The 26418-nt window shown below is 58.7% G+C and carries 14 protein-coding genes; 6 read left to right on the top strand and 8 right to left on the bottom strand.

Annotated elements, in window-relative coordinates; all coding sequences use genetic code 11:
- Nucleotides 1-37: 37 nt before the first annotated feature.
- Together AC07W4_RS22655 and AC07W4_RS22650 are read right to left on the bottom strand one after the other, a co-directional pair.
- The gene (locus tag AC07W4_RS22655) at nt 38-256 is read right to left on the bottom strand and encodes a hypothetical protein (RefSeq protein ID WP_495034046.1); all 219 of its coding nucleotides are present in this window, start codon (nt 254-256) and stop codon (nt 38-40) included.
- A gap of 107 nt (nt 257-363) precedes the next feature.
- On the bottom strand, nt 364-744 hold the full coding sequence (locus AC07W4_RS22650) for a DUF6124 family protein (protein WP_495034045.1): 381 nt from the start codon (nt 742-744) through the stop codon (nt 364-366).
- Between the two features lie 431 nt (nt 745-1175).
- Here AC07W4_RS22650 and dusA point away from each other — a divergent pair, with 431 nt between their 5' ends.
- Nucleotides 1176-2171, top strand: a complete 996-nt coding sequence (gene dusA, locus AC07W4_RS22645) for a tRNA dihydrouridine(20/20a) synthase DusA (RefSeq protein ID WP_495034044.1) — start codon at nt 1176-1178, stop codon at nt 2169-2171.
- Nucleotides 2172-2227: 56 nt separating this feature from the next.
- Here dusA and AC07W4_RS22640 read toward each other — a convergent pair whose 3' ends face one another.
- Entirely contained in the window at nt 2228-3061 is an 834-nt protein-coding gene (locus AC07W4_RS22640; protein WP_495034043.1) for an undecaprenyl-diphosphate phosphatase, read from the bottom strand.
- Between the two features lie 558 nt (nt 3062-3619).
- On the opposite strand from AC07W4_RS22640, the gene AC07W4_RS22635 reads away from it, so the two are divergent.
- The 4 genes from AC07W4_RS22635 (at nt 3620) to AC07W4_RS22620 (ending at nt 7864) form a co-directional block, all read left to right on the top strand.
- Nucleotides 3620-4360: a winged helix-turn-helix domain-containing protein gene (locus AC07W4_RS22635; protein WP_495034042.1), complete on the top strand. Its 741-nt coding sequence runs from the start codon at nt 3620-3622 to the stop codon at nt 4358-4360.
- A gap of 296 nt (nt 4361-4656) precedes the next feature.
- Nucleotides 4657-5316, top strand: coding sequence for a winged helix-turn-helix domain-containing protein (locus AC07W4_RS22630; RefSeq protein ID WP_495034041.1), 660 nt, complete (start codon nt 4657-4659; stop codon nt 5314-5316).
- A 390-nt stretch (nt 5317-5706) separates the two neighbouring features.
- On the top strand, nt 5707-7101 hold the full coding sequence (locus AC07W4_RS22625) for an undecaprenyl-phosphate glucose phosphotransferase (protein ID WP_495034040.1): 1395 nt from the start codon (nt 5707-5709) through the stop codon (nt 7099-7101).
- A gap of 202 nt (nt 7102-7303) precedes the next feature.
- Nucleotides 7304-7864, top strand: coding sequence for a cytochrome b (locus tag AC07W4_RS22620; protein WP_495034039.1), 561 nt, complete (start codon nt 7304-7306; stop codon nt 7862-7864).
- 61 nt (nt 7865-7925) lie between these two features.
- Here AC07W4_RS22620 and AC07W4_RS22615 read toward each other — a convergent pair whose 3' ends face one another.
- The 5 genes from AC07W4_RS22615 to AC07W4_RS22595 form a co-directional block, all read right to left on the bottom strand.
- On the bottom strand, nt 7926-8852 hold the full coding sequence (locus AC07W4_RS22615) for a 1-aminocyclopropane-1-carboxylate deaminase/D-cysteine desulfhydrase (protein ID WP_495034038.1): 927 nt from the start codon (nt 8850-8852) through the stop codon (nt 7926-7928).
- A gap of 97 nt (nt 8853-8949) precedes the next feature.
- Complete coding sequence (locus tag AC07W4_RS22610; protein WP_495034037.1) at nt 8950-10989, bottom strand: oxidoreductase; 2040 nt, start codon at nt 10987-10989, stop codon at nt 8950-8952.
- 267 nt (nt 10990-11256) lie between these two features.
- On the bottom strand, nt 11257-11904 hold the full coding sequence (locus AC07W4_RS22605; RefSeq protein WP_495034036.1) for a hypothetical protein: 648 nt from the start codon (nt 11902-11904) through the stop codon (nt 11257-11259).
- Nucleotides 11905-12590: 686 nt separating this feature from the next.
- Nucleotides 12591-13166 carry a hypothetical protein gene (locus AC07W4_RS22600; protein ID WP_032829542.1) on the bottom strand — a complete coding sequence of 192 codons (576 nt, stop codon included), beginning with the start codon at nt 13164-13166 and terminating at the stop codon, nt 12591-12593.
- A 185-nt stretch (nt 13167-13351) separates the two neighbouring features.
- A complete protein-coding gene (locus AC07W4_RS22595; protein ID WP_495034035.1) occupies nt 13352-24004 on the bottom strand; it encodes a peroxidase family protein in 10653 nt (3550 codons plus the stop codon).
- 671 nt (nt 24005-24675) lie between these two features.
- Here AC07W4_RS22595 and AC07W4_RS22590 point away from each other — a divergent pair.
- Nucleotides 24676-26412 (top strand): type I secretion system permease/ATPase, encoded by a 1737-nt coding sequence (locus AC07W4_RS22590; RefSeq protein ID WP_495034034.1) that lies wholly within the window; start codon nt 24676-24678, stop codon nt 26410-26412.
- Nucleotides 26413-26418: the final 6 nt, after the last annotated feature.

Below are 26418 nucleotides of genomic sequence, written 5' to 3'. Positions count from 1 at the left end.
ATCCAAAGGGGCGCCCTTCTTCATTGCGGACCACGCATCAATCGTCGTGCAGCAAACCTGAACCGTATTCGCCGAAGCTGTTGCCGAGTGCGCTGCCGTGGAAATTCATCTTATTGGGGTTGCTGGTAGGCCCCGGGCCGAAGCCGGCAGGCTGCACGGAGTCGGCCGAATAATCGCTGTGGGTGCTCACACCCGAACAGGCGCTCAACAACAAAGCACCGGCAATCAGCGAGACTTTGACGAGGTTTGCGATCATTTTTTTGATACCTGCAGGTTGAGACGCGGGGGACATGACCTTTGGCGGACATCCTACGCCTCGGCTGTGCTGGGCAACATGAAACCTTATGGGGTGACAGCGTTGGTTCAGGAACCGTGTGCACCTGGCGACATCTCACCCCCAACGCTTTGCGGATCGACATTGTCCAATGCCCGATTCACCAACAACTCCCCCACCACCGCCAGCTGCTGAATCGACAGCGCCAAACTGCGTGTTGAACCTTCGAGCTGACAAGCCAGATCAGTGGTCAAGACGTTCAACGATGCAAGGGTCTCGCAGGCGTGACACAGGAGCGTTTCAGTGTCGACGTTGGGAAGAATGGTGAACACATGGCAGACGGGGTCGGCGTGATTCGGGTTTCTAAGTCGTTTGCTGACCACCCGCTGAGAGTCAGCGGAGAGTTGACCAAGATCGAGAGAGTCGGAAGCCATTGCGGTTTGCGGAGGATCAGGCGTGATCTTTTTCATCGTGTGAGTTCCTAGAATTAACCAAAGGAACTGCCAGCATCACTTCCACATGATGGGGTGGCAGCTGTGCGCAGGTGTGGAAGACCGGGGATCTAGGAACCCGGCGCACCCGAAAGTGCCCCGCGCACAGCCGCCATAATTTAACAGCAGACATGAAAAAAGCGCCTGCCTAAATTCAGGTGACGCCTGTGCGCCTAGATCTTGTGAAGGGCTTCCACACCCTTGTCGCTGAATTTGCAGCGACGCAAAAAGGCTATCCGGGTGGCTGAGGGAGTGCAATGTGGGCGATGGGGACGTGTGTTGCGGGAAATATCCGACATTTTCGTACTGAATTAAACAGACCTGATTGCCGGTATTCGGACTGCTGAGCCCCGTCATCCCATTCCTGATAAACTCCCCCTCCTCCCAGCCTCACCGATTCCAGATTGCCAATGTCCGCAGCCAACGCCACACCCGCCCCGCTCTCCCGCCGTTTCTCCGTCGCGCCGATGATGGATTGGACCGACCGCCACTGCCGCTTCTTCCTGCGCCTGCTGTCGAAAAACGCCCTGCTCTACACCGAAATGGTCACCACCGGTGCCCTGCTCAATGGCGATCACGAGCGTTTCCTGCGCCACAACGAAGCTGAGCACCCGCTGGCCCTGCAGCTCGGCGGTAGTGTCCCGCTGGACCTGGCCGCCTGCGCGCGCATGGCGCAGGAGCATGGTTACGACGAGGTGAACCTGAATGTCGGTTGCCCGAGTGATCGGGTGCAGAACAATATGATCGGCGCGTGCCTGATGGGGCACCCGCAACTGGTGGCCGATTGTGTGAAGGCGATGCGGGATGCGGTGTCGATTCCGGTGACGGTCAAGCACCGCATCGGGATCAACGGGCGGGACAGTTACGAGGAGCTGTGTGATTTCGTTGGCACGGTGCGGGATGCCGGGTGCACCAGTTTTACCGTGCATGCGCGGATTGCGATTCTGGAGGGGTTGTCGCCGAAGGAGAACCGTGACATCCCGCCCCTGCGTTATGACGTGGCGGCGCGGTTGAAGGCGGATTTTCCCGAGCTGGAGATTATTCTCAACGGCGGGATCAAGACGCTGGAGGCCTGCCACGAGCATTTGCAGACGTTCGACGGCGTGATGTTGGGCCGCGAGGCGTATCACAACCCTTATGTGATGGCCGAGGTGGACCAGCAGCTGTTCGGCAGCACGGCGCCGGTGATCACGCGGGCCGAAGCACTGGCACAGTTGCGGCCATATATCGCCGCACACATCGACGCTGGCGGTTCGATGCACCACATCACTCGCCATGTGCTGGGGCTGGGCACCGGGTTCCCGGGGGCGCGCAAGTTTCGGCAGTTGTTGTCGGTGGATATCCACAAGGCCAAGGAGCCCCTGGCCTTGCTGGATCAAGCTGCCGGGTTGCTTGAAGGGCGTTGATGCCCGGTTGTTCTCGCCATTTCAACCAGGTGGTTTGATCCGCCTGGCTCGCCTGTTCAGCTGGCGGCCGCCGCCGTCCAGTTCACCCAGCCGAATGCCCAGGTTGCCAGGATCAACAATCCGAAAACAATCCGGTACCACGCGAAGGCGGCATAGCTGTGGTTCGCAATGAACTTGAGCAGGCCGCGTACGGCGATCATGGCGAAAAAGAACGCTGTGACGAAGCCCAGGGCGAAAACCGGCAGGTCGCCGGTCTGGAACAGCTCCCGGTACTTGTAGCCTGAATACACCGCCGCACCGACCATGGTGGGCATCGCCAGGAAGAACGAGTACTCGGTAGCCGCCTTGCGCGACAGGCCAAACAGCAAGCCACCGATAATGGTCGATCCGGAACGGGAAGTGCCCGGGATCATCGCCAGGCATTGCGCGAAGCCTACCTTCAGTGCATCCGGCCAGCGCATGTCGTCGACATGGTCGACGTGCACCACGTGGTCCCTCTGCTCCGCCCACAACATGACAATGCCGCCCACGACCAAGGCGACTGCCACGGTGATCGGGTTGAACAGGTAGTGATGAATCTGGTCGGCGAACAAGACACCCAGAACCACGGCCGGAAGAAAACCGATCAGCACGTTCAGGGTGAATCGTTGTGCATTGCGTTGGGTGGGCAGTCCTTTGACGATCTCTGAAATCTTGCGGCGAAACTCCCAGACAACGGCAAGAATGGCGCCCAGCTGAATAATGATATTGAACGCCATGGCGCGTTCACCGCCAAATTCCAGCAAGTCCGCAACAATAATCTGGTGGCCCGTACTGGAGATCGGCAAAAACTCAGTCAGGCCTTCTACCGCGCCCAGGATCAACACTTTGAAAAGGGTCCAGAAATCCATCAATCCTCCGTCAGACCGTTCTTTGGGAACGATCCGTCAACTGCACTCAGATATTGAGTAGCTCAAGCAAAACAATCGAGACATCCACACCCATTACCTGATGTAGCGAGGGAGAATATGTCTTATCAAAAGACACACTCAAGCCATGTTAATAATCGTCCGAGTACGAACACCTCGGAAATATATTTAGGTATTCAGTAGAAAAAAGTCTCGCCACTCAATAAAGTGTGATCGCCCTCACACTAATTGTGTGTCTTACTGGATTCAGCACCTTGGCATGAATGATGGCACGCAGAGGGCCAAACAGTGGCAAAAGGACATAAAAAACAAATCGCCATCGTTTCAAAATAGTGGCACAATTCCATATTGCCACCATCTAGTGGCGCTATTTCACTAGTTCAGCCCACCGAGAAAATCAACTAAAAGCTTGAAAAGCTTAACTATTGTTAGAAAACTCGGGAGCCACGTCTAAAATTCGCGTAAATGTTACCAATTGTCAGTCACAGATGAGAACCGGTGCTTTAACATCCCGATGTCAGCACCTATTCGAGTCAATGCATGATGCTTACAGGGAACTTAGCGACTAGAAGCCAGCGCCAGACTAACGATGAACCCGGAGTTCTCACTCTGGGTCGTACCCGTGGCGTGGCTGAACATTTTAGAGCGCTAGTCGCAAGGCATGTGCGGACCGATATGGCACTAGAGGCCAACGCCTACACTAGTTCATTCAAGAAGAATGAACGCTCTGGTTCGTACCGCGCCATCTTCATCATCATCGACAGCCCCCAGGCCCTCGAGGAAAGCCTCGCGCTAGTGGAAGACCTGCGCACCGGCAACTTGAAACCCATTATTTGCGCGGTGATCACGGGCCGAGGCAGCTACAACAAGATCAAGTACTATCTTGCGGGGGCCGACTACTGTATCAAGTTCAATACCCTTTCCGATGAAAGCTTCGAGTTGCTCGCCGAGTTCTTCAACAGTGAAGAATGGCAAAGAGATATCAATTTGATATTGGACCCCACCCGTATTTGCCTACTGGGCACCAGCAAGAAGCTGGACATTTCCTTTGCAGAAATGAAGATCCTGGAAGCCTTTGCGCAAACCAGTAATCACATACTAAGCCACGATGAAATCGCCAATATCATGGGGCTCAACACCAACTTTTATGACCCCAGGGCGCTGGAAAAATCGATCAGTCGCCTTCGTGGGAAAATCAAGGACATGTATGGCACAAACGCCATCCAGAGCATCCGGGGGCATGGGTACCGGTTGATGAGGGGGCTGATCTCGACCCCCTGATACACCGCAGGGATGGCGCTTTAGTATCAATTCAACAGGCGATTTTCCTCAACGATACAAAGGTCTCGACTTCATCGTTTTTTTTGTATTTCATACTGACGACACTTATCGATTCAATCACCGAGGCAACATCGGACCATAACAATAAGAGTTTATTCTGTAACTGTAGATCGAGTGGAACCTATCGAGGGCCAAATTTGGGCCCAGACCCTGCCTTTCGATTACTTCCGAGGGAGTTATTACTCCCCTGCCGATCATCTTTTCGCCAAATTTGGTGTGTACTTCAGGAGAGAGACATGGAAACTAGTACAACCCTCCCAAGGAAATACTTTGTCGTCGTGACCCACAGCACTACGTCGCAGCGTGAACTTGAGAACATCCTGTCCAGTGAGCGCTTCAACTCGTTTGGCACCTCCCAGGCACAGATGTTTATTGAAGGTGCCGCGTCGCCCTCTTCCGCTCCCCTGCTGATGGAGTTCAGCTACCCAAACGTTTCAAGGAAGAACGTCGCGCGCAGTATCGAACATGATACACAGCGACTATTGGCCACCTTGGAATCCGAATGGCTGGCAGCGCAATCGACTAATCCATTCCACAGCATGCCGGCAACCGCCGGGGCAGCCAACGACATTGCGCGAACAATCGAGGGCGACACTCCTTACAGCGAAGCCTGGCAACTCGACAAGGATCAAAGCGTATTGGCAAAAGAGGGCGTCGAGATCAGCCTGACCGGATTGGAAGCCGCGCTGGTAAAGAAAATGCTGCACCATGAAGAGCGTGTCGTCAGTCGAGACGAACTGATCCTCAGCATCGGCAGGGAGCCGGAACAATATCGCGGCCTGGAAATGTGCCTGAGTCGACTGCAAGACAAATTCAAAATGGCCAGTAACGGTGAACGGCTGTTTCGTGCAGTAAGAAATCGTGGCTATTGCCTGATCCAGGAAGTCGTGACGTAAACATCTCCACCTTTAACGAATAAAACAAACAGAAACAGTGCGATTACAACAATAAAAAAGCACTCTGTTTGGTTTCAACCTCCGCGCCAGTCAGACCGCCCTCATCCCCACCCCTCCTACAATACCAAAGACCACTCTAATTATTCACCTCCTTCCATTCGACCTTTTCTAACGCTCGACCTTTTCTAAAATCCTGATAGTTGGCACTTTGCCATCTTGTTAGAACTCGTCAGACAGCATCTCCGCCAATAACTTAGTCTATTGACTGACGACAGTTCGGCATATCGACGTTGTTACCTCAGGACACTGTTCCAACAACAATAATAAGCCTACTTAACAACTCGGATTTCAACTGTCGAAACCTGAATGGACGTCTTTTGGGGATATTGTATGGATCTTACTCTTAGTATCAATCGAAACACGGGCCTCAAGGGACTTACCTTTTGGGGGCAGTGGGCGCTGGCACAGGGCTTTGTAGTTTCTCTGTTGTTCATACTTGCCGAGCGGCACACTGGAACGGTCGAGTTCTATTACCGAATGTGCGCAACGCTCGCCGTCCTGGCCTCGGTTCCGGCTTATACGTTCAGCGGCGTGTACCGCAAAAGAGACAATTATCTGTCAGGGCTGGGACGCCTGTTCATGGGCTGGTCCATGACGATGGCGGCGCTGGCCTGCATCGCGTTTGTCTGCAAGGCCGATGAGCTGTTTTCCCGACAAGTCATCCTGGGTTGGGCGGTGTACGGCTTCCTCGGCCAGGCGTTGCTGTATGCTCCGCTGCATGCGTTCTCGAAGTTCTACCAGCGGTCACGCAAAAGCGAGCATAAAACCCTGATCGTCGGCACCGGTGAACTGGCGCTGGGATTGGCGAACAAGCTGAGCGACCTCGAAAACCTGCCGTTGGTGGGCCTGGTCAGCAACGGCGCCCTTCCTGACCTGGAGCCGGGCGCACCGCGCATCGTCGGCGCCCAGGAGGACCTGCTGGAACTGATCAAGACCCATGACATCCGTCGTTTGTACATCACGCTACCCCTGTCGGAAGCGGCAAAAATCGAAGCCATGTACGTCGATTTGCTCGATGCCAACGTTGACGTGGTCTGGGTGCCGGACTTGAACAGCCTGACGCTGCTCAATCACTCGGTGAAAGTCGTGGACGGCCTGCCGGCGATCTACTTGAACGAAAGTCCGCTGACCAGTCGGCCCACTGCCGCGCTCAGCAAAAGCCTGGTGGAAAAAAGCGTGGCCCTGCTGGCCATTATCCTGCTGAGCCCGGTGTTGCTGGTCATTGCCTTGGCCGTAAAGCTCAACTCCCCCGGCCCGGTGTTCTTCAAGCAGGACCGCCATGGCTGGAACGGCAAGGTGATTCAGGTCTGGAAGTTCCGCTCCATGCGCGTGCACGACGACCATGAGGTCAAGCAGGCGAGCCGTAACGACTCGCGTATCACCGCTGTCGGACGCTTCATCCGTCGTACTTCGCTGGACGAGTTGCCGCAACTGTTCAACGTGCTGCAAGGACACATGGCACTGGTCGGCCCGCGCCCTCACGCCATCGCGCACAACAACTACTATTCGGGGAAAATTCTCGCCTACATGGCGCGCCATCGAATCAAACCGGGCATCACTGGCCTGGCGCAGATCAATGGTTGCCGTGGCGAGACCGACACCATCGACAAAATGCAGAAGCGTGTCGAGATCGACCTCAAGTACATCAACAACTGGTCGCTGTGGCTGGACCTGAAGATTCTGGTGAAGACGCCGTTCACCTTGTTGTCGAAAGACATCTACTGATGGTTTAGGGCTGCACAAGGCAACACCGCAAGGGGACGCAAGTCCCCTTTTTCGTGGCTGTGATAGTGTTTTCTGTCTATTACCTGAACCAGGGCTTCAGCGACCAATCGCCTCAGGCAAACCCGGTGAAACAGGATTACAGTTAAAGCTCACCGCCGAACAACAGCGGTGGCTTTAAACCGGACCTCTGAGGAACACCGTTATGCCGTGGAAAAACTCCGAGTCGCGCTATAGCACCCTATCGATCGCGCTGCATTGGTTGATGCTGGTCCTGCTGGTGCTGGTTTACGCCTGTATCGAGTTTCGCGGGCTCTTTCCCAAGGGCAGTGGCGGGCGCACGCTGATCGTCGAATCACACTTCATGCTCGGCCTGACCGTATTCGTTCTGGTCTGGCTGCGATTGTTCGCACGCAGTTTCGGCCCGGCGCCGCAGATCTTCCCGGCGTCGCCGCACTGGCAAACGACGCTGGCCAGGCTGATGCACTGGGCGCTGTACATTTTCATGATCGTCACGCCGATTCTCGGCTGGCTGGTCACCAGCGCCAAAGGCAATCAGGTGATGTTCTACGGTATCGACCTGCCGATGCCGGTAGCGGAAAACAAGGACCTGGCCAAACAACTCCAGGAATGGCATGAACTCGGCGGCACTATCGGCTATTGGCTGATCGGCCTGCATGCCGCGGCCGCGCTGTATCACCACTATGTGGTGGGCGATAACACCCTGCTGCGGATGATGCCCAAGCGGGTGAACCGCGACGCCTGAGACCAATGCATTCCAATGTGGGAGCGAGCTTGCTCGCTCCCACATTGATTTGCCGTGCGTTTCAGATTTGTGGACTGAACCCCCTTCGTCCCTGCAAACCGCCGGTGTGGACGAAGATCAGCCGCGTGCCCCGGGCGAACTTACCCACCTCGACTTGTTGCTTGAGGGCCATGAGAGCCTTGCCGGTGTAAAGCGGTTCCAGGGGAATGCCGCTGCCCTTCCCGGTCTTTTCGATAAAGTCGAGTAGCAGCGGATCAACCTTGGCAAACCCGCCGCGACTGGCCTCGAACAGCTCATAAGCTGCATCGATCAGACCCGCTTCCCGCACGATCCTCTCGACCTGCTGCGCCACCCCGTGATCGTCAGGTACCGCCAGGGCACCGTACACCGGATGATCCCCCGCTTCGGCCAGCACCAGGCCGGCCAGGGTCGTGCCGGTTCCGCAGGCCAGCCACCAGCCGTCGTAGTCACGCCAACCCAAGCCCTCCAGTTGCGCGCAAACGCTGGCCCGCAGTTGCATGCAACCCAGGGCGCCAGGCAAACCGCCTCCCCCTTCAGGCACCGGATGCAACGTCGGGTAGCGGGTTTGCCAGGGTTGCCAGAAACCCTCTTCATGCCTCGCTCGATAGCCTGCGTAACCCAGCCAGTGCAACTCCATGCCGAACGCCTGCAAGTCCTTGACCGTCGGGGTTTGCTGAGGGTGGCCGCGCAACAGGCCCACTGTGGAAAAGCCGAAACGCCGGCCCGCCGCCGCCAGGGCGTGGAGGTGATTGGAGTGCGCGCCACCGAGACTGATGATGCCTTCGCCACCCTGGCGTTCGGCGGTCTTCAGGTGCTCGATGAGCTTGAACCATTTGTTGCCGCTGATCAGCGGGTCGATCCGGTCCAGGCGCAGGATCGCCACTTCGATGCCGGCATGGGTGAGCCAGTCGAGATCAAGGCGTTCGAGGGGGGCCTGGGGTAGCCAAGTATCGGGAGGGAGAAGCATTGACGCCTGATCCGAGTGGGGAACAGGCATCTTAACAGCCTTGAGGACGCCTTCGCGGGCAAGCCCGCGATAGCCATTGGCACGCTGGATCTGCGTATTACAACTGCGCCGCCAGACGCGAACCCTGATTGATCGCACGCTTGGCATCCAGTTCTGCCGCGACATCCGCGCCGCCGATCAGGTGCACGCTCTGCCCCGCCGACACCAGACCGTCATGCAATTCGCGCAGCGGGTCCTGCCCGGCGCAAATCACGATGTTATCCACCGGCAGCACCTGCGGCTCGCCGGCTTCGCCGATGCGGATGTGCAGGCCTTCGTCGTCGATCTTCAGGTATTCAACACTGTTGAGCATCTGCACCTGTTTGTTCTTAAGGCCGGTGCGATGAATCCAGCCGGTGGTCTTGCCCAGGCCGTCGCCGACTTTGGACGTCTTGCGTTGCAGCAGGAATACCTCGCGGGCTGGCGCATGGGGCGCTGCCTTGATTCCCGCAACACCGCCGCGCGCTTCAAGGTGTGTATCGATGCCCCATTCCTTCCAGAACGCGGCGCGATCCTGACTGGTGGCGACACCTTCATGCACCAGGAACTCGGAAACGTCGAAACCGATACCACCGGCACCAATCACCGCGACGCGCTTGCCGACCGGTTTGCGCTCCAGGATCACGTCCAGGTAGCTCAGCACCTTGGCGTTTTCCACCCCTGGGATGGCCGGCACGCGCGGCGCAATGCCGGTGGCCAGAATGATCTCGTCGTAGCCGCCCTCGACCAGTCCCGCCACGTCGACGCGGGTGTTCAGGCACACCTCGACGTTGGTGGTCTGCAACTTGCGGTTGAAGTAGCGAATGGTCTCAAAGAACTCTTCCTTGCCCGGAACGCGCTTGGCAATGTTGAACTGACCGCCGATCTCACTGGCCGAATCGAACAGCGTCACCTGATGGCCACGCTCGGCGGCCACGGTCGCGGCGGATAAACCGGCCGGACCGGCACCGACCACGGCAATTTTCTTCAGCTGCTGCACCGGCAGATAGTTGAGCTCGGTTTCGTGGCAGGCACGCGGGTTGACCAGGCAACTGGTCAGCTTGCCGCCGAAGGTGTGGTCGAGGCAGGCCTGGTTGCAACCGATGCAGGTGTTGATTTCATCGGCACGGCCTTCAGCGGCCTTGTTGACGAAATCCGGGTCGGCGAGGAACGGCCGCGCCATGGACACCATGTCGGCATCGCCGTCGGCCAGGATCTGCTCGGCCACTTCCGGGGTGTTGATACGATTGGTGGTGATCAGCGGAATATTGACCGAACCCCGCAGCTTGGCCGTGACCTTGCTGAAGGCCGCGCGCGGAACTTTGGTGGCGATGGTCGGAATCCGCGCTTCGTGCCAGCCGATACCGGTGTTGATGATGGTCGCACCGGCCTGCTCGATGGCCTTGGCCAGTTGAACGATCTCTTCCCAGGTGCTGCCGCCTTCGACCAGGTCGAGCATCGACAGGCGGAAAATGATGATGAAGTTCGGACCTACCGCTTCACGCACGCGACGGACGATCTCCACCGGCAGGCGCATGCGGTTTTCGTAGCTGCCGCCCCAGCGGTCGGTACGATGGTTGGTGTGGGCGGCGAGGAACTGGTTAATGAAATAACCTTCGGAGCCCATGATTTCCACGCCGTCGTACTCGGCGGTTTGTGCCAGTACCGAGCAAGTGATGAAATCGCTGATCTGCTTCTCGATGCCTTCCTCATCCAGTTCCTTGGGCTTGAACGGGTTGATCGGCGCCTGGATCGCGCTGGGCGCAACCTGTTTCGGGCTGTAGGCATAACGACCGGCATGGAGGATCTGCATGCAGATCTTGCCGCCCGCGTCATGCACGGCACGGGTAACGATACGGTGCTTGAGCGCCTCTTCTTCGGTCGTCAGCTTGGCCGCGCCGGAATACACGCCACCCTCGTCGTTCGGGCCGATACCGCCGGTGACCATCAGGCCGACACCGCCACGGGCACGCTCGGCGAAGTACGCCGCCATGCGCTCGAAGCCACCCGGTTTCTCTTCAAGGCCAGTGTGCATCGACCCCATCAGGGTGCGATTGCGCAGCGTGGTGAACCCCAGGTCCAGCGGAGCCAGCAGGTGCGGGTATTGAGCGGCGGTCATCGGTAACTCCACATCGAGCGATCACGGAAAGTGCAGGAGCTCTGTGGCCCCCATCAGTCATGTTCGACAGACTAAGAGTCGCGCCGCCATCCCTCAATGACCGTAAATGACAACTTATTGATCGAAATGAGCAGCGACATTGGGCTAAAGGGGATGACACAAAACAAAAACGACCTTGCGGTGCAGGTCCGCATTGAAACCTGCATCCGGAAGGCCGCTTCCTTTCGGGCTCTGGACAAGCCCGCAGGATTTACCCGCAGTATCGGCCTAGCATGTGCTTGCTACTGCCCGCGCAGGCGCAACGTAGTCGTCCTGTTGTTTCGCTCGCTGGGTCAACACCAGCATCGTCAGGAACCCGAGCAAAATCAGTAGCGGATAAGCCATCAACAGTTCGGAAAGGGAATACTTCCAGGCCAAGGGGCGCCCGACTCCCAGCATGGCGGCATACATCCAGGACACTGCCGACAACGACCCGCAGGCCAACGCCAGCATCCGTGCACTGAATCCGAGTTTGAGCAAGGAGCCTGCCTTTTGCAGGGCTGGCAGTACCAGGCGATGCAACAGGACGCCGTTGTAACTGAGCAATGCCACAATAATGACTTTGGCTTGAAGCTTTGGATTCAAAAAGTAATCGGCTCCTTTATCCAGGTAATCAATACCGACGACAGCGACCCCCGTTACCCACAGCGCTATTAGTGCAACGATGACAGACTTCTGAAGACTTTCCATGTGAGCATTATCATGCTCAGTAAATACGTTCCGCTTTAGAAGGTCCTTGACCATCGCAACATCACTGGTCAGCACCAAACCAATGGCCACACAACACGCCACCAAATGTACGTAAATAACGCCCAGACGCAAAAACTCCAGGAATTCCTTATTTTCCAGCAGACTCATAATGGTATTTATCGCCACGGTATTTTCTCCACCTTATTCGAGAGTACGGATCGACCACTTGACAGAATCTTTAATTATTAAAAATCCTGTACGACCTTACTTCTAAAAGATAAGCCAAATCATGGACTCGGCGCTGTCAACCTCATTGACTCACTTGGCGAATCAATGACCGGCTGGTTTATTGCCTCCCTGAGTTTCAGATAAAATCCCCCCATTTGCTTTCACTGCATTTGAGATTCCATTTCCACTTCTTTTTTTGCAATCGCGGAGGCAGGTCATGGCTGACGTGCTCAAGGATCAGAGGCCGCAGACGCTGCAATGTTCATTTTTCGCACAAACCACCGACAAACGGTGCGTAGCGCAAGTTCGTCTGACGCGACAGCAATGAGTCAACTTCCGCGCTATTGCCCACGACAACGGGTCTGCTTGACTAGATGCACTTCGACAATTGCAAATTGGATCCGCTAGTTGTTATACATCTCACAACTCACGCAATAGCGAGCGACTCTCATCCAGAGCAAACTCCAACTGCGGATTTCACGATGATCCAGCCACCCTTTCAGGTAGACGGCAGCGCAGTATTAACTGAAACAAACAGGATGCCAATCAAGTCAGTTAATTATCAGCGAATAAAACTGTGCACGGTCAAACCACATCGAATGGAAAGTACATTGAAACGGCATACATGCCAGTTGTGGTCACGCTCAAAACCCGAAGTAGATAAATGCCGTAGCTGCCACGATACCCCATGCAACCAACGCCATTACCGTTGAATTTTGCGTCGACCAGGATTCGTCCAATCGCTGCAAGCCGAACTTCGAAAATCCGGCCTGGTCATAACAGTAGTGCATGATCGCCCGGTAGGTATATCGCAGACCGACCAACAGAAACAGGGTAATCAGGCCAAGGACAAGTGCATGCCTGAAAGCCGGTTTAACCAATGGCGCAAGGTGATCCTGTTCGCAAGCAACGCTATCGACTTCCACAACGGTTATTCGCTGATAGCCCGCCGAAGACCGCTGTTGGCCAATCTGGATCACCGCCTGTTGCTCCAGATCCAGCGCCTGGTACTTCCAGAGCGTTGATGATCCTTCCCGGCAGTAGGTAAACGCAGCAGGACTTGAGACGGCGATAATACAGGCGTCGTTGATGCCCATTTCCTTGAGCGTTTGCGTGGCTGATCTGGTGAAGTCCAGGTCGAAGAGCGGAGTGACCCCACTGGCAGATGCCGCGACCGAAACCAATAAGCTGCTCAAGAGGCAGATGGCTGAAATGTTCAAGGCCGGGTTTCCTTTTTCCGTTGATTCTTTGATTTCGCAGTTCGGTTCCAACCTGCCTTGATGAGTTCCAGTACGCTGCTGGCACCCCGATAGCTAATGGGCAATCGAATGGAAGGAGAAAGGGAGGGCATCCATTGCCCTCCCCTCCGCTGTCCACGCTCCCTGCGACAGTACTGACCAGGACCTCAAGTGGCCAGAATGAAGTCCGTCTGATCAACGGCCGCGCTGGCGACACCCACAAGGCGGATGGAGTCCGCCCCGATCCCCACCATCGTGTCCGCCCCGTCGGTCGTTATGCTCACGTTGGCCGCGAACGTCGCACTGGTGATCCCCAGCCCCGCGATGTTGAGCACGTCCTGCCCTGCAGCCAGATTGGCTCCGAATCCAAAGATCGCATCGGTGCCGAAACCCGCGGCAGCAAACATGAAGGTATCGTTGCCGGCGGTACCGGTACTCAACAGGTCGTTACCACCACCACCGGTGAGCACGTCGTTACCCGCACCACCCACGATCGTGTTGTTGAGCGCGTTCCCCGTGCCCGCGAAGTTGCCGCTGCCGCCGAAATACAGATTCTCGACGTTGGCACCCAGGGTGTAGCTCGAGAGCGAGGTCCAGACCGTATCGTTACCGGCACCGGCGAGTTCGGTCACCACGTCCCCAGCGGAGGTGACTTCGTAGGTATCGTTGCCAATACCGCCGGCCATCGTATCGTCACCGTTACCGCCAATGAGAATGTCGTTACCCGCAGCACCCACGAGCGTGTTGGCGAGCGCGTTACCGGTGGCCCTGAAATTGCCGCTACCGCCGAAATACAGATTGTCGAGGTTGGCACCCAGGGTGTAGTTCGCGAGCGAGGTCCAGACCGTATCGCCACCGGCACCGGCAAGCTCGGTCACCACATCCCCAACGGAGGTGACTTCGTAGACATCGTTGCCAGCACCGCCGGCCATCGTGTCGTTACCGTTACCGCCGATGAGAATGTCGTTACCCGCACCACCCACGATCGTGTTGGCGAGCGCGTTACCGGTGGCCCTGAAATTGCCGCTACCGCCGAAATACAGATTCTCGAGGTTGGCACCCAGGGTGTAGGTCGCGAGCGAGGTCCAGACGGTATCGATACCGGCACCGGCAAGTTCGGTCACCACATCCCCAACGGAGGTGACCTCGTAGATGTCGTTGCCAAGACCGCCGGCCATCGTATCGTTACCGTTACCACCGATGAGAATGTCGTTACCCGCACCGCCCACGAGCGTGTTGGCGAGCGCGTTACCGGTGGCCCTGAAATTGCCGCTACCGCCGAAATACAGATTCTCGACGTTGGCACCCAGGGTGTAGCTCGCGAGCGAGGTCCAGATCGTGTCGCTGCCGCCACCGGCGAGTTCGGTCACCACGTCCCCGACGGAGGTAACTTCGTAGATATCGTTGCCAATACCGCCGGCCATCGTATCGTTACCGTTACCACCGATGAGAATGTCATTGCCCGCGTCACCATTGATGATGTCGTTGCCACCCTGGCCGTTCATGAAGTCGTTGCCATCACCTCCGCTGGCCACATCATTGCCTGCCGTGCCGATCCATGTGTCGACACCGACGGTACCGGCAAACACAGTACCGACAAGCACCGGGGCCGTGGCGTCGGATGCGATGCTTTCGGCCACACCGAAGTCATCCACGAAACTGACCACCACGCGCACCTGATCGCCGACCTGAGCCTGGCCAAGCATGAACGTGCTACCGGTGGCTCCGGGGATGTTGACGAAGCTGACTCCGTTGGTCTCCTGCCACTGGAAAGTGAACTGCGGATTGCTGAGGCCATCGACGTCGACGAGGGTCGACAGGTTGGCGGTCAGCACTTCGTTCAAAAACGCAAACCCGAGGATGCCCGGCCCGGCGATCGGTGCGTTGTTCGCCGACGAGTCGACGATCTCCAGCGTACCAATGGCATCCTGATACACCGCCCGAACGCGGATGTTCAGACCGGCGACATCGTCCGCCACCATATAGGTGTCGCCGACCGCCCGCGAAGCCTCGCCTGCGGCGATAAAGGTGATGTCCTCAAAGATGCCCGAACCCGGGACGTTTTCGACCTGCCAGTAGTAAGACACGGGCCCGGTAATCGCGCCGGTCACATTGGCCACACCCTGGTTGTTGGCGTCGCGTATCGACTGGCTGCTGACGCGCAGCAACTGGCCGGCGACAGGCGCATCGACACGCGCACCGGTGGTAGCATCGAGGATCGCCAGACGCCCCACAGGAGCGCTGTTCGTGACGGTGCCAACACCGGAGGCCTGCGTCTGGTCAGCGAACTGCAGGCGCTCGATGCCCGTCAGGCGATCGACGCCATCACGCCCTGCAACCAGATCGGTCACGATGACAGCGTTGCCATCGACAGCAACTGTGTACTCCGACGCATTACCGGAGAACACCGCAGTGTCGAAGTTGTCCGTGCCGGTCAGAATCTCCCGCACGATGACCAGTTGGCCCGGGTTGTAGGTACCGTTGAGCATCAACGGTACCAGTGGTTCCATGCTGTTGAACGTGGCGATCTCCGCGCCGCTTCCATCAGCACCCGCCCGTACGCTGATGCGTACGTTCAGCCACTTGTCACCATCGATGATGTCGTTACCACCACGGCCTTCGATGAGGTCGCTGCCGCTGCCACCGAGGATGATGTTGCCACCGTCGTAGAACGTCGCCCCGACAGGCAGCAGACCCGCCAGGCCATTGATCAGGCTGATGTTGGTCAGCACACTGCCGGTTGCACCCGCGGTGGGTAGCGATGTCGCATCTTCGTTATCACCGCGCAGGAAGTCACCGTGGGACGAACCCGACAGCCCTTCCATGATGTCGAAACGCACCAGTGCCGAGGCTCCCGAACCCGGCTGCACAGGCACATCGAAGAAGCGGTCGCTGTAATCGATGGTCACGCCCTGGGCGAGGTCCTTGAAGGTCGCCCAGTCATAGCCCGAGCCACCGATATAGCGGTCACCGAAGCCGAGACTGCCGACCATGATGTCGTCGCCACCTTCGCCGTTGAACTTATCGTTCTCGTTGCCGCCGATGTAGACGTCGTGACCGATCACCGGATCGTTGCCGAGCGGATCGAAGTTGTCGCCAGGCGCACCGTCCGAGGTGCCCTTCTCGATCCAGTCGTCGCCTTCGTTACCCATGTCCTGCTCGTTGGCTTTGCTGCCCAGGATGAAGTCGTTACCCTGGCCACCAATGGCTTCGGAGGCATCCTCACCGGTAATGATGAAGTCGTTGCCGAACCCGCCAATGAGCAGATTGACGCCGTTGCCTCCGTGCAGCACGTCGTTGCCGTCGCCACCCTGGATGTTATCGTCGCCGCCTGTGTCGGTGATGATGTCGTCGCCGGCACCACCGCGCAACTGGTCGTTGCCGTTACCGCCGTCGATGCGATCGTTGCCACCATCACCCCAGAGCGTGTCATCGCCATCGCCCGAGAGGAGGATGTCTGCGTTGTCGGTACCACCCAGTACGATGTGCTCTTCACCTGTGTACTTGACGTAGTTGGTGTCCGCCCCCACGGTCAGCGGGTTGTCGCGGAACACTACCTGCGCGCCGTTCGGACCGAGCGGATCGACGGTGAGCAGACCTTCGTTGAATTGCCTGCCCTGGTCCACTTCCAGGTAGAACGCCGGATCCGAGAACACCAGGCCCGGCAAGTGCGTGGCCGAAGTGTTGGCCATGATCAGCTTGGCGAACGAGTTGCTTTCAAGCTCCGCGTTCATCGACAGGCCAGAGGTACGCTCCAGGTAGTAGAAGCGATCGCCGTCCTGCAGTTTTTCCAGCTGGTTCTCGAACACGAAGTTGAAGGTCGAGCCGAGCATGCCGCCGAACGGAGTTTTCTGTTCGGCAAGGCCGCCGATCCACATATCGATGGCATCGACACCCGTGATCGTGACATTTCTCAGGTCATCGGCAGTGCCCGCGATCCCATCCCTGCCGGGCAGCGTCACGTTGGCAAAGGCACCGGTGCTGTTGAGGAAGTCCAGGCGGTCAGCCGGCGCCCCCACGCCACCAAGGACCAGCGCCAGCGCTGCAGCGCGTTTACCTTCCAGCGTGGTCGCCGCCGTGATCGTGTCATGCGTGCCATAGGCTGCGATGAAGTTGATCAACGACTCCGGATGCTTGAGGTGCTGCACCAGGTCGACCCAGCTGTTGTACGGCTTGAGTTGGGTGTCACCGGTTTGACTGTAGATGTCGCGGCGGAACGCGTTGAGTGAAGGAATCCCCACGTCGCGGCCACGGGCGATGTTGAGCGCCGGCAGGTCGAGCGGCAAGCCGAGCAGGTTACTGCGCAGCGCATCGGTGACGAACTCGTCGATTTCGTTACCGGTTTGCCGAGTCACCCCACGGATGATCGCACTGGTCGCATCCTCTGGCGACACGCCACTGGCGGCGTACGCCAACGGGTTGAGGAACGCCGCGATCAGGCCGGTCTGTTGATTGCCCGCGACATTCGGATTGCCGTCGCCCACCACGTTGAAGTTGATATCGTAACGATCGACGGTCTCGGTCAGCATCGAGTGGCCAAACCGGTACACGGTATGGGCGAACTCGGCGACGATCGAAGGGTCGAGGTCGACGTCATAGACCTGGGTCGGTGCGAAGAACAGGTCGATGTTGGGCTGGATGGTCCGCGCAAACTCCTCGAACACCAGGTGCTGATACTGCATCTCGGTGCCGAACTTGGCAGCCTGGAACAAGCGCTCGCCATTCCACTGCAGCGCATCGAACTCAGCCTGGGTGGTTGGCAATGCGGCCACCGGAGTGAGCAGCCATTCGTTGAGGAAGGCCACGTCACCCGAGTCGAGCACGGTGTCCTTGGTTTGCTGGACCAGGCGGTTGTGCTCGGAGTGGAAGATCGCATGCACCGCGGTCAGGCCGATGTTCTCGTTGACCCGACCGTCGCCGGCGATGTAGTGGGCATCGAGCAGTTCGTTGTCATAGGTCAGGTTGTTGCCGCCTGGGCCAACAGGCTGCGCATTGCCGACATCGGCGTCAGCGTCCGCCTGCAGAACCCCACCGACTACGACCGGCACAGCGTTGTGAGCGATGTCGTTAAGGAAGGCATGGCCGGTGCGCACGGCGTTCACGAGGCTGACCGGACTGGCCGGATTGCCTTCGACAAGCGTAGTGACGTCGTCGGCGGTGCCGGCAATGCCGTCTGCCCCGTTGTTCACCCGAATGACAATCTGCGGGAAGCCGTTCGGCCCTTTGATGAAGTTGCCATAGGCGTCAGTCGCCAGCAGCGGGCCGCTGTCGATATCGGCGTCGGTCAGATTGATACCGAGCACGTCGCGCGCCTGGGCCTTGACCACCTTCCAGGTTGCCATGCCACCGATTTCAACGTCGTCAGCGGTACCAAACGTGCCATCCACCCCCAGGTCACGGTTAGTGATCAACCGGCCTGTCGCGACGGGGCCGTTGGCGGTCAGTTCATATCCGCGCAGGAACACCTGATGCGACGGGTGCGAACTATAGGTCTGGTTCTGGTCCACAAACGGCGAGGTGGTGTTGGTGTGCTCATGGATGTCGTCGGCGGTGCCGAGAATGCCATCCGCCCCTGGCTGGTTGGTCGCGCGGGTCAGGACCATGAAGTTCGTCGGGCTACCTGGGACGAACAGTGGATCATCCGGCTGAAGCGGAATGAAGACAGTGCCCGAACCGCCTTTGGTCACCAGGTCCAGGCCATGATCGAAGAACTGCCCGAAGAAGGTCATCCAGGCGTTGAACGGAGCTGACAGCCCCGCATCCGCCGTGGTGTTCTCGAACAGATATACATCGTGGTCGTCGGCAGTACCGAACTGACCGTCCAGGCCGGGACTGGCGACTATCGATACGCCATCCTTGAGCACGTCGTCATTACCCGCCAGGCCGAAGTTGAGCACACCGTCCAGGCCCGGGTCGAAAGCCGTGGCATAGGCCGCCGGGTTGTTCGCCGTCTGGTCGACGATCAGGTTACTGATGGTGCGCGGCTGCGAGTCAATCACAAGGCCGCTGTTCTGCGTATACGACGTTCCCCCTTCCGCCGGATTGAAGACCGGATCGCTCACGCGCGGGAAGAGGTTGTCGGCGGCACCAAACTCGGTGTGATTGTTGCCGTTGAGGTTCATCAGGTTGTTGTTCGACCCGTCGACCGTACGCAGACCCAACGGTGCGCGGATGTTCGGGATCAGCGAGAGGATGTCCTGACCGGCCGCATCAGCCTCGGCAATCCTGATCTGGTCAAGGATGAAGTTGAGGTCGGAACGGACCATGTGCAGGCCCGCGCCACCCGCAGTGGCATCGACTACCGGTACCGGCGCCGTTGGCGTAACCGGTGCACCGGCGACTACGGCTGTCGTCGGCGTGGAGAACAGGATCTCCGTGGTGCCGTGACCGTCCTGATAAATCGCCTTGACCCGCAACGACAACCCGGCGAGGTCAGGAGTAACCCTGAACGCCGTACCATCGGCGCTTTGGAACGCCAGGTCGCCAGCCGGCAACAGAATGATGTCCTCGAATACGCCAGAGTTTGGATCGGCCTCGAACTGCCAGATGTAGGACACCGAGGAATTGTTGATCAACCCCTGCGGATTACCCGCCGCGACGTTGTCGTCATCGGTCACTCCGGCAACGCTGACAGTCAGTAAATCGCCCACCGTGATCGCGCCGCCGTTGCCATCGGTGAGAGTAGGACTGCCATCCGGTTGAGCATTGAGCCCCTCCACCAGCACTTGCTGGCCATCCGCGAACTGCAGGCGCTCGATGTTCAGCAAGGTATCGGTGCCATCGCGACCTGCGACGCTATCCGCTACTGTCCAGACATCGTCCGTCACATCGTCCGTGCCACGGTCGTCGACCGTCACCGCATAGTCGGCCGCAACCCCGGAGTAAATGGCAGTGTCGAAGGCCGCCCCACCCGTTGAGGTGCCGGGCATGATTTCCCGCACGGCCTTGAGCTGACCAGGGTTATAGGTGCGGTCCAGCATGAACGGGATCATATCGACCATGCTGTCGAAGGAGGCGATCTCGGGGCCGGTATGGTTGACGTCGCCGACGGCATAAACTGCAATCCTGACGTTGATCCATTTGTCGCCGTCGATCAGGTCATCGCCGCCGCGGCCCTCGATCAGGTCGCTGCCATCACCGCCGAGGATGATGTTGCCCGTGGCGAAGCCGGTGACCGGCAATCCGGCATCGGCCAGGAACTGGTCCAGTCCGCGAATCAACGCGACATTGGTCAGCGCACTGCCCGTGGCACCACCGTGGTTGATGATGGTGTCGGCATCGACATCATCGCCTTTGAGCACATCGCCGAAACTCGAACCGGACAAACCTTCGACCTCGGCAAAACGGTCGAGAATCGAGGCCGGCGAGGCGCCGACCGGATTGAACACCCCAGCGTTCTGGTTCGGCGTATTGCCGTGTGGCTGCGCCAGCGCGGCCATGCTCAGGTCTGCGGTCACGCCGACCCGATCATTCTTGTAGCTGACCCAGTCGAAACCGGACATGCCGTCCATCTTGTCCTGGGCATCGCTGCCGATAAAGATGTCATCGCCACCCTCGCCGATCATTTCGTCGAAGCCGCCACCACCAATAAAGATGTCGTTGCCGATCACATCGTCATTGAGCAGCGGCGAGAAGTTATCGCCAGGCGCACCGTCCTGCGTGCCCTTCTCGATCCAGTCGTCACCTTCGTTGCCGGTAGGTGGCAGGTTGGTCTTGGCACCGAGGATGAAGTCGTCGCCCTGACCACCGAAGGTGGTAGTGATGTCTTCGGTGGTGATGATGAAGTCCTGGCCGTCGCCACCCAGGACCAGGTTGCCACCAGCCAGCATGCTGCCGACCACGATCACATCGTTACCGGCATTACCTTCCAGACGGTTGTCGCCGAACGAGTCGCTGATGATGTCATCGCCATCGCCACCCAGTACCGCATCGTTACCCGCACCGCCTTCGAGGCGGTCGTTGCCGGCGTCGCCGTAAATGGTGTCATCGCCTTCACCGGAAATGATGATGTCATTGCCGGCGGTGCCGCCCATGACGATATGGTCTTCACCGGTGTACTGCAGATAATTGGTGTCCGGCCCCACGGTATCGGGGTTGTCGCGAATTACCAGGGACACGACTTCCACGCCGTTGATCATGATGCCGCCGGTCGGATCGGCGCGGCCATCCACGCCAAGGCCGGTGAACTGAGAGGCCTGATTCACTTCGAGGGTGAACGTCGGCGTCAGGAACACGGTGTTCGACAGGTGGGTGACATCGGTGTTGAGCATGATCAGCTTGGCAAAGGAGTTGTTCTCCAACTCGGTGCCGAAGTTCAGGCCCGCGGTACGCGACAGATAGTAGAAGCGGTCGCCGTTCTGCAACGCCTCCATCTGGGTTTCAAACACGAAGTTGAACGTCGAGCCGAGCATGCCGCCGAACGGCATCTTCTGTTCGGCGAGGCCACCGACCCAGAAGTCGATGTCGTCGACGCCCGTGACCGTCACACCGGTCACGTCATCTGCAGTACCCAGTACCCCATCCGCGCCGGCCTGCGTTACGTTGGCATAAGCACCGGTGCTGTTGAGGAAGTCCAGGCGGTCAGCCGGCGAACCCACGCCACCCAATACCAGCGCCAGGGCTGCAGCGCGTTTGTCTGCCAGTGTGAGCGCCGCCGTGATCGTGCTATGCGTACCATAGGCCGCGATGAAGTTTACCAGCGACTCGGGATGCTTGAGACTGTCCGCCAGGTCAGCCCAGCTGATGTACGGCTTGAGTTGGCTGTCGCCGGTGGATGCGTAGAACTCACGGCGCGCTTCATTCAAGGTGGGGATGCCCGTGTCGCGACCACGTGCCAGGTTCAGGGTCGGCAAATCGAGCGGCAGACCGAGCAGATTGTTGCGCAACGCTTCGGTGACGAACTCATCGAGTTCGTTGCCGACCTGCCGGGTCACACCACGAATGATCGCCCCTGCCGCCTGGTCCGCAGTCACCCCGCTGCTGGCAAATGCCAACGGGTTGAGGAAGGCTGCGATCAGACCCAGTTGCGAGTCCGGGTTGGTCGGGTCAGTGAGCAGCGGATTGAACGCAGGGTCGAAGCGATCGACGGTCTCGGTCAACATCGAGTGACCGAAGCGGTACACCACGTGGGCGAACTCGGCGAGGATTGCCGGGTTGATCGAGGTGTCATAGCCGTTGGGCGCAAGGAACTCGTCGACCTGCGGCTGAATGGTCCGCGCGAACTCCTCGAACACCAGGTGCTGGTACTGCATCTCGGTGCCGAACTTGGCGGCCTGGAACAGGCGTTCGCCATCCCACACCAATGCCGCGATCCCGGCAGGTGTAGTCGGTATTGCAGCCACGTCGTCCACCAGCCACTGATTGAGGAAGGCCAGGTCGCCGGAGGCCAGGATAGTGTCCTTCGATTGCTGGACCAGGCGGTTGTGCTCGGAGTGGAACACATGGTGCACGGTGGTCAGGCCAATGTTCTCGTTCGCCCGGCCATCGCCGGCAATGTAGTGGGCGTCGAGCAGTTCGTTGTCATAGGTCAGGTTGTTGCCGCCAGGGCCAACGGGCTGAGCATTGCCGACAGCGATGTCGGCATCCGCCTGCAGAACCCCGCCGACGACGACCGGCGCGGCATTGTGGGCGATATCGTCGAGGAAGCCATGTCCGGTACTCACGGCGTTGGCCAGACTGATCGGAGCTGCCCGGTTGCCTTCGACCAGTTGCGTGACGTCGTCAGCCGTGCCGGCGATGCCGTCGGCGCCGTTGCTGATACGAATCACCACCTGCGGCATGCCGTTCGGCCCGCGGATGAAGTTACCGTACGCATCGGTTGCCAGTAATGGCACGTTGTGCACGTCGGCGTCAGTCAGGTTGATGCCCAGAATGTCACGGGCCTGGGCCTTGACCACTGCCCAGGTCGCCATGCCGCCATTCTCGCCGTCGCCATCATCGGCAGTGCCGAACCGGCCATCCGGGCCAAGGTCACGGTTGGTAATCAAACGCCCTGTCGCAACAGGATCACCGGCCGCATTGACGACGTATTCACGCAGGAACACTTGATGCGAAGGGTGCGAACTGTAGGTCTGGCTCTGGTCGACGAACGGCGAAGTGGTGTTGGTCTGGCCATCATCGGTCGTGCCGACGATTCCGTCCGCGCCTGCGGTACGCACTGCACGTGACAGCACCATGAAGTTGGTCGGGCTGCCCGGTACGAACAACGGATCGTCCGGCTGCAGCGGAATGAACACGACGTCGGTCGCGCTCTTGGTGACCAGGTCGAGACCGTGGTCGAAGAACTGGCCGAAGAAGGTCATCCACGAGTTGAAGCTGGCGGTCAGGCCGACATCCGGCGACACGTTGGGAAAGAAGAACACATCCTTGTCATCGGCCGTGCCGAACACGCCATCGAGCCCGGGGCTGGTGACTATCTGTACGCCGTCCTTGAGTACGTCGTCATTACCTGCCGCGCCGAAGTTGAGTACACCGTCCAGGCCTGGATCGAACGCTGAGGCATAGGCCGCCGGGTTGTTGGCGGTCTGGTCGACGACCAGGTTACTGATAATCCGTGGTTGCGGGTCGATCACCGTCCCTGTTCCGGCGTATTGCGGCGATAGAAAGGAAGGATCGAGCAGGCGCGGGAAGGGATTGTCCGCTGCGCCAAATTCACTCTGGCCGGTGACCAGGTTATTAAAGCTGCCATCGACGGTACGCAGGCCGAACGGCACCTGAGAATTGGGAAGCAAATCAATGAGGTTGGCGCCGTTGGCGTTCGCTTCGGCGATAAAGATTTGCTTGAGGATGAACTCCAGGTCCGACTTGCTGAAATTGGCCATTTTGGATTGCCCTCGATCTGTCTGGGTAAAGGCGCGGGACGAGAAAATCCTCCCGCGCCAAGTCAAGTGCTGGCTTGCGCAGTTTGTTGGTTGTGTTTTTTTGCGAGAGCTGGCGTTACCCGGGACCCGGGATCAGCGCCTGGAATTCGCTATATGAATTGCTCGCCGGGCGTTCAGGCAGAGCGGATTCGAGCCCTGGGCGGGCCATGGAATCTGGAAGTGAAGGCAAACGTTCTGGAAAGCCCCTTCCCTCTGCAAAAGAACGAAATGATCGACATATTTCTGCTCCTCTCGGGAAAATCACCGCGCCTTGCACTGCCAAATCGATGGCAGGCTTCGGGCGGGCGGGCCCCCCGATAACTAAGACTAAAGTTCCATAGCAAATCTTTGTCAATATTACGTCGTTAAAACAGACGACTGGTGGCAGGCATCCCAACTAGCTGTTTTTAAAAGACATATAGAAAGTTGCGTGTTGGTATAGAGCGAAATGTTATTTCGGAGTGTTTAACTGCCACCTACGCTGCTGCATAAGGGAGCAACGCAGCGATTTCGGAAGACTCGCCATCCATAGAGCGACCAGCCTGCGTGTCCATAAGTTGTTTACGGGACTACATTTACTGTTAGCCGCTGCGCCCCAAGGGCAATCGGCTTTTCGCAGTGGGAGGACCAACATGCCCAAGCAGTCGAGCATCCGTTCCGAACTGGCCGACGCGCTCTTTCGCCTGCGCCGCAGTTTTTATTCGCTGGCGGCGTTCAGCGGTGTCATAAACGTCATGATGTTGACGCCAGCTATTTATATGCTGCAGGTCTACGATCGAGCCCTGGTCAGTCGCAACGTCACGACGCTGGCGATGTTGACGGTCCTGGTGGTGGGTCTGTTCCTGCTGATGTCCACGCTGGAAATGGTCCGCACCCGCGTGCTGATCCGGGTCGGCAACTGCCTCGACATGGACCTCAATCGACGCATCTTCACCGCTGCATTCGAGCGCAACCTGAGCCGCGCCGGAGGTAACCCGGCCCAGGCCCTGCAAGACCTCTCCCAGGTCCGTCAGTTCGTCACCGGCAATTCCCTGTTCGCTTTCTTCGATGCACCGTGGACGCCGATCTATCTGCTGGTCGCCTATCTGATCCACCCGATACTCGGACTGATCACGCTGATCGGCTCGCTGATTCTGGTGGCCTTGGCCTGGCTCACCGAGAAGGCGACGCAGAAGCCGCTGGCCGAAGCCAACCAGGCTGCCCTCTCATCCGCCCTGTACGCCAACAACAACCTGCGCAACGCCGAGGTCATAGAGGCCATGGGCATGCTGCCGTCGATCAGCAAGCGCTGGTTCCAAAGCCATTTGCGCATCCTGGAAATGCAGACCCTGGCCTCCGATCGCGCCGCCTTGATCAGCAGCACCGGGCGCTTCGTGCGGATCACTTTGCAGTCGTTGATCCTCGGCGCCGGTGCGCTGCTGGCGATCGAAGGCAAGATCACCCCGGGGATGATGATTGCCTGCTCGATCCTCACCGGCCGCGCACTGGGTCCGGTGGAACAGGTCATCGCGTCGTGGAAGCAATTGCTCGGCTGCCGCACGGCCTGGGGCCGGCTCAACGAGATGCTGCAGGACTATCCGCGCCGGCCACCGAGCATGTCGCTGCAGCGGCCAATGGGCATGCTGGCGGTTGAGAATGTGTATGCCGGCGCCCCGGCTACCAACAATACGATTCTGCGCGGCGTGAGCTTCAGCCTTGTCCCCGGCGAAAGCCTTGGCATTATCGGTCCGTCCGCCTCGGGTAAATCCACCCTCGCCCGCCTGCTGGTCGGCGTCTGGCCGGCGCAGGCCGGCAAGGTGCGCCTGGACGGTGCGGACATATTCAACTGGAACAAGGGTGAACTTGGCCCCTGGCTCGGCTATCTGCCACAGGATGTGGAGTTGTTCGAGGGCAATATCGCCGACAACATTGCGCGCTTTGGCGAAGTGGACAGCGAAGCGGTCATCCGCGCCGCCAAGATCACTGGCGTGCACGAGATGATCCTGCGTTTTCCGCAGGGTTACGACACCCGCCTGGGCACTGATGGCAGCCCGCTATCCGGCGGCCAGAAGCAGCGCATCGCCTTGGCCCGCGCGCTGTATGGCGAGCCCAATCTGATCGTGCTGGACGAGCCGAACGCCAACCTCGACGACGTCGGCGAAAAGGCCTTGGTCGATGCCCTGGCCGAGCTCAAGGGCCGTGGCGCCACCGTCATTCTGATTTCTCACCGTCCCAACGTACTCTGTGCTGTCGATAAGGTGCTGATGCTGCGCGACGGCGGCGTGCAGATGCTCGGCACGCGTGATGAAGTATTCGCAGCGCTGCGCAAGGCCAGTGTGATCCCTGCAGGCGCGTCGACTCCGCTGGCCTCCGTCAAAGCGCGGGAGTGACCGATC

Source organism: Pseudomonas sp. GW821-FHT02A08 (assembly GCF_059422045.1).
Note: the sequence above shows the minus strand (reverse complement) of the source record. Positions and strands in the feature narration are given on the sequence as shown.

What these genes read in the sequence shown, in the direction of transcription:
- AC07W4_RS22655 (WP_495034046.1), bottom strand. Translation starts at nt 256, where the DNA reads ATGATCGCAAACCTCGTCAAAGTCTCGCTGATTGCCGGTGCTTTGTTG.
- AC07W4_RS22650 (WP_495034045.1), bottom strand. Translation starts at nt 744, where the DNA reads ATGAAAAAGATCACGCCTGATCCTCCGCAAACCGCAATGGCTTCCGAC.
- dusA (WP_495034044.1), top strand. Translation starts at nt 1,176, where the DNA reads ATGTCCGCAGCCAACGCCACACCCGCCCCGCTCTCCCGCCGTTTCTCC.
- AC07W4_RS22640 (WP_495034043.1), bottom strand. Translation starts at nt 3,061, where the DNA reads ATGGATTTCTGGACCCTTTTCAAAGTGTTGATCCTGGGCGCGGTAGAA.
- AC07W4_RS22635 (WP_495034042.1), top strand. Translation starts at nt 3,620, where the DNA reads ATGATGCTTACAGGGAACTTAGCGACTAGAAGCCAGCGCCAGACTAAC.
- AC07W4_RS22630 (WP_495034041.1), top strand. Translation starts at nt 4,657, where the DNA reads ATGGAAACTAGTACAACCCTCCCAAGGAAATACTTTGTCGTCGTGACC.
- AC07W4_RS22625 (WP_495034040.1), top strand. Translation starts at nt 5,707, where the DNA reads ATGGATCTTACTCTTAGTATCAATCGAAACACGGGCCTCAAGGGACTT.
- AC07W4_RS22620 (WP_495034039.1), top strand. Translation starts at nt 7,304, where the DNA reads ATGCCGTGGAAAAACTCCGAGTCGCGCTATAGCACCCTATCGATCGCG.
- AC07W4_RS22615 (WP_495034038.1), bottom strand. Translation starts at nt 8,852, where the DNA reads ATGCTTCTCCCTCCCGATACTTGGCTACCCCAGGCCCCCCTCGAACGC.
- AC07W4_RS22610 (WP_495034037.1), bottom strand. Translation starts at nt 10,989, where the DNA reads ATGACCGCCGCTCAATACCCGCACCTGCTGGCTCCGCTGGACCTGGGG.
- AC07W4_RS22595 (WP_495034035.1), bottom strand. Translation starts at nt 24,004, where the DNA reads ATGGCCAATTTCAGCAAGTCGGACCTGGAGTTCATCCTCAAGCAAATC.
- AC07W4_RS22590 (WP_495034034.1), top strand. Translation starts at nt 24,676, where the DNA reads ATGCCCAAGCAGTCGAGCATCCGTTCCGAACTGGCCGACGCGCTCTTT.